We start from the raw sequence: 4825 nt of genomic DNA on the forward strand, positions 1-4825 counted from the left end.
AGCTTCACGAAGTCCGGTAGGGCATCGACATAGGAGTTCGAGTAGCGGCTCTCGTAGAAGAACTCCTGCCACTGACGCACCATTCCCATGTAGCCGTTGTTGAGCAGGATCACCTTCACGGGCAGCCCGTACTGAAGGCAGGTGGCCAGCTCCTGGATGCACATCAGGATGCTCGCCTCTCCGGAGATGCAGGCAACCTGCGCATCCGGAAACGCCAGTTGCACCCCCATCGCCGCCGGGAGGCCGAAGCCCATGGTCCCCAAGCCGCCCGAATTGATCCAACGCCGTGGCTTATCGAACGGATAGAACTGGGCGGCAAACATCTGATGCTGACCCACGTCCGAGGTCAGATACAGATCGCCTCCGGTCACCTTATAGAGTGTCTCGACCGCGAACTGCGGCTTAATGGCCGTGCTGTTGCGGTCGTAGCGCATGCAGTCCACCGCACGCCACTCGGCGATCTTGGACCACCAATCGGCAACCGGATGCTCGTCGGGGCGCGGGGCCAGCTCGCGATAGAGCTTGATCATGTCGGAGAGCACGTTGGCCACCTGTCCCACGATCGGGACATGCACCTTCACGTTCTTGGAGATCGAGGAGGGATCCACGTCGACATGGATGATCTTCGCATGCGGGCAGAAGTGCTCGATCTTGCCGGTGACCCGGTCGTCGAAGCGCGCGCCGATGGCGATCAAGACATCGGTCTCGTGCATCGCCATGTTCGCCTCGTAAGTGCCGTGCATCCCGAGCATGCCGATGAACTGTGGATCCGTCATCGGATAGGCGCCCAGCCCCATCAGGGTGCTGGTGATGGGAAAACCCGTCATGCGGACGAGGTCCGTCAACTGCGCCGATGCCTCGCCTAGCACCACGCCGCCGCCGGTATAGAAGACCGGCCGCTTGGCTTGGAGGATCAGATCCACAGCCTTGCGGATCTGCCCCGGATGCCCTTTGAGCACCGGGTTGTACGAGCGCATCTTGACGTCGCGTGGATAGTCGTACGGGATCTTGATGTTCGGATCCGTCACGTCTTTCGGGATATCGACCACCACGGGTCCGGGCCGACCGCTCATCGCGATATAGAAGGCCTTGCGGATCGTCACCGCGAGGTCGCGCACATCCTTGACCAGGAAGTTGTGCTTCACGCAGGGCCGGGTGATGCCGACCGTGTCGACCTCCTGGAAGGCATCGCTGCCGATGACCGGAGTGGGCACCTGGCCGGTCAGGATCACCATCGGGATGGAGTCCATGTAGGCCGTCGCGATCCCGGTGACCGCGTTCGTCGCACCCGGGCCGGACGTCACCAGACAGACGCCGCACTTGCCGGTCGCACGCGCATAGCCGTCCGCGGCGTGCGAGGCACCCTGCTCGTGACGCACCAGGATATGCTTGACGGATTCCTGCCGAAACAAGGCGTCGTAGATGTGCAGCACGGCGCCGCCGGGATAGCCGAAGACGAACTCGACGCCCTCGTCGGCGAGCGCCTGAACGACGATTTCGGCCCCGCTCAGCTCGACACCACTCCGCTCCGGCCGCTCCGGCTCGGCCCCATCGAGTTGCGCTTCAGACAGTGCCACCTCGGTGACCTCCGATCAGTCCCAAAAGGGTTCAAAAGCGGTCGAAGTTACCGCGATCGGCGCAGCCGGTCAAGCGAGCCGCGGATCCGATCGGCGGGTGTCACCGAGACGCCGGGCCGACCATGCCGATTCAACGGCAACGCGTCGGGCGTAGCTGGCTCAGTCTGGTTGCGGGGAGACCGTATCACTCGAATCGAATCCGACCCGAGATGTCTTCGGATCGCGACGGTGCCGGGACTGCCGACGCCAAAGGGGACGCCACTGAAAAGGAGCGACACATCCATGCGGCGCGCGAGACATCGGTTTGCTCGCCGTTTCCCGAAGTCTTCAAACCAGTATATCGCGGGTGCTCCGAAATGGTGCATGGAGCCACGTCGAGACCCCGCATCGACGCCCTCCGGGCCTGGCCGGCGGATTCCCGCTGTGTGGAACAGGGGCGGAACAGGGGCGGAGCATCCCGCGGTTGTTTCGATACTGGTTGAACAATACACTTCGCGCCTTTACGCCGCCGATAGTTCCGCCGATGCGCACCTCCCAGTTTCCGATCCAAACCCTCAAAGAGACCCCGTCCGACGCGGAGATCGCCAGTCACCGCCTGATGCTGCGTGCCGGCATGATCCGCAAGCTGGCGGCCGGGCTTTACACTTGGCTGCCGATGGGGCTGCGCGTCCTGCGCAAGGTCGAAGGCATTGTCCGCGATGAAATGGACCGCGCCGGTGCGTTGGAGGTTTCCATGCCCGCGGTGCAGCCCGCCGAGCTGTGGCAGGAATCCGGTCGTTGGGACCAGTACGGCCCGGAGCTGCTGCGTCTGCGCGACCGCCACCAGCGCGACTTCTGCTTCGGCCCGACGCACGAGGAGATCATCACGGACCTCGCCCGCAACGAGCTGAAGAGCTACAAGCAACTGCCGATCAACTTCTACCAGATCCAGACCAAGTTCCGCGACGAGATCCGGCCGCGCTTCGGCGTGATGCGGGCGCGCGAGTTCCTGATGAAGGACGCCTACTCCTTCCATCTCGACGACGCCTCGCTCGAAGACACCTACCGGCAGATGCACGCCGCCTACAGCCGCATCTTCAGCCGCTGCGGGCTCGATTTCCGCCCGGTGCAGGCCGACACCGGCAGCATCGGCGGCAACGCCTCGCACGAGTTCCATGTGCTGGCCGACTCGGGCGAGGACGCTATCGCCTTCTCCGACGGCAGCGACTACGCAGCCAACGTCGAGATGGCCGAGGCGCTCGCTTTGGCCGACGCCGCCCCGGCGCCGCAGGAGACCGCGCGCCTGGTCGATACACCGAAAGCACGCACCATCGCCGACCTGGTCGAGCAGTTCGCGCAGCCGATCGAACGCACGGTCAAGACCCTGGTGGTCGCCGCCTCCCCCGAGAGCGGGTCTGCTCTGATCGCCCTGCTGGTGCGCGGCGATCACGAGCTCAACGCCATCAAGGCCGAGAAGCTCCTCGGGGTCGCCGCGCCGCTGCGCATGGCAACCGAGGCCGAGATCCGCGAGGCGATCGGCGCCGGTCCCGGATCGCTCGGCCCGAAGGATCTGCCGATCCCCTGCATCGTCGACCGCACGGTCGCGGTGACCGGCGATTTCAGCGCCGGGGCCAATCAGGACGGCAAGCATTGGTTCGGTCTGAACTGGGACCGGGATCTACCGCTGCCCGAGGTCGCGGATCTGCGCAACGTGATCGACGGGGACCCGAGCCCGGATGGCGACGGCCATCTGAAGATCGCGCGAGGGATCGAGGTCGGACACATCTTCCAGCTCGGGCGCAAATACAGCGAGGCCATGAAGGCCAACGTGCTCGGCGAAGACGGCCGCGCAACCACCCTGACCATGGGTTGTTACGGCATCGGGGTGTCGCGTGTGGTCGCCGCGGCGATCGAGCAACATCACGACGAGCGCGGCATCTCTTGGCCGGCACCGATCGCGCCCTTCCAAGTCGCGCTTCTGCCGATGAAGCTCGGCAAATCCTACCGCGTGCGCGAGGCAACGGATCAGCTTTACGAGGATCTCAAGCAGGCGGGCATCGACGTCCTGCTCGACGATCGCGACGCCCGCCCCGGCGTCATGTTTGCCGACATGGAGCTGATCGGCATCCCGCATCGCATCGTGGTCGGCGACAAATCGCTCGACGACGGTCAGGTCGAGTACAAGGGCCGCAACGACAGCGAGACGCAGCTCATCCCGATCGAGGAGATCGTCGGCAGGCTGTCGGCGCGGCTGCGGTCGGACTGATTCAGGCCTTCAGCCGCCAGCCGCCAGCCGCCAGCCGCCAGCCGCCAGCGATCCTCGCGCTCTCGCACGGGCAACGCAACACCGAACGCCTCGCGCGCAATCCATGCCGCCCCGCCGCTTCGAACGAAGCCGGAGGCTGGTGGCTGGAGGCTGGAGGCTGGAGGCTCTCGAACCCCTGGAACCGCAAAACACACAGGACCCCACCCAAAATGACTAAAGAAGCCTCCTTCGACCGCGATGCGCTCCTCGCCTGCGGCCACGGCGAGATGTTCGGTCCCGGCAATGCCCAACTGCCCGTGCCGAACATGCTGATGATGGATCGCGTGCTGCGCATCGCCGATTTCGGCGGCGCCAACGGCAAGGGCGAGATCCTGGCCGAGCTTGATATCAAGCCCGAGCTCTGGTTCTTTCAGTGCCATTTTCCCGGAGACCCCGTCATGCCCGGCTGTCTGGGCCTGGACGCGCTATGGCAGCTCGTCGGCTTCTATCTGGCCTGGATCGGCAATCCGGGGCACGGCCGTGCGCTCGGTGTAGGCGAGGTCAAGTTCACCGGGCAGGTGCTCCCGACCGCCAGCAAGGTCACCTACCACATCGACATGAAGCGGGTCATCTCGCGCAAGCTGGTGCTCGGCATCGGCGACGGCGTAGTGCAGGTGGACGGGCGCACCATCTACACAGCCAAGGATCTGCGGGTGGGGCTCTTTACCTCGACCGAGGGCTTCTAGGACTAAACCGCGTCCCGAGTGATATTCGATCTTACGGTTGGAGATCGAGGACGGCTGAACCCTCGAGGTCGGAGGTGGACGCGGTTTAGGATTTGAAACGCATTTTTCCTGAGAAACGCTCCCAAAAAACCGAAACTCGTAGTCAGTTATAAAAAAGGTAACGGGGACCCTCATAGCTCGGCCGGCAGGTGCTTGACTTGTCGGTATGACCCGAGAACGTTGGAGGTGTCCCCATGAGCAAGCGTAGATATCGTTGTGTGGAAATCAAGCAGGTCGAC

General features: G+C 64.1%; 3 protein-coding genes. 2 read left to right on the forward strand and 1 reads right to left on the reverse strand.

The window, feature by feature from the left end; translation table 11 throughout:
- Positions 1–1577, reverse strand: a 1577-nt coding sequence (gene ilvB / locus VLR48_RS03605) for a biosynthetic-type acetolactate synthase large subunit (RefSeq protein WP_325290465.1), incomplete at its 3' end; no start/stop codon positions are given.
- Positions 1578–2100: 523 nt separating this feature from the next.
- Here ilvB and VLR48_RS03610 point away from each other — a divergent pair.
- Entirely contained in the window at positions 2101–3822 is a 1722-nt protein-coding gene (locus VLR48_RS03610; RefSeq protein WP_325290466.1) for a proline--tRNA ligase, read from the forward strand.
- A gap of 209 nt (positions 3823–4031) precedes the next feature.
- Entirely contained in the window at positions 4032–4547 is a 516-nt protein-coding gene (gene fabA, locus VLR48_RS03615) for a 3-hydroxyacyl-[acyl-carrier-protein] dehydratase FabA (protein ID WP_093186373.1), read from the forward strand.
- Positions 4548–4825: the final 278 nt, after the last annotated feature.

This window comes from Thiocapsa sp., from assembly GCF_035467215.1.
Classification (GTDB): Bacteria; Pseudomonadota; Gammaproteobacteria; order Chromatiales; family Chromatiaceae; genus Thiocapsa.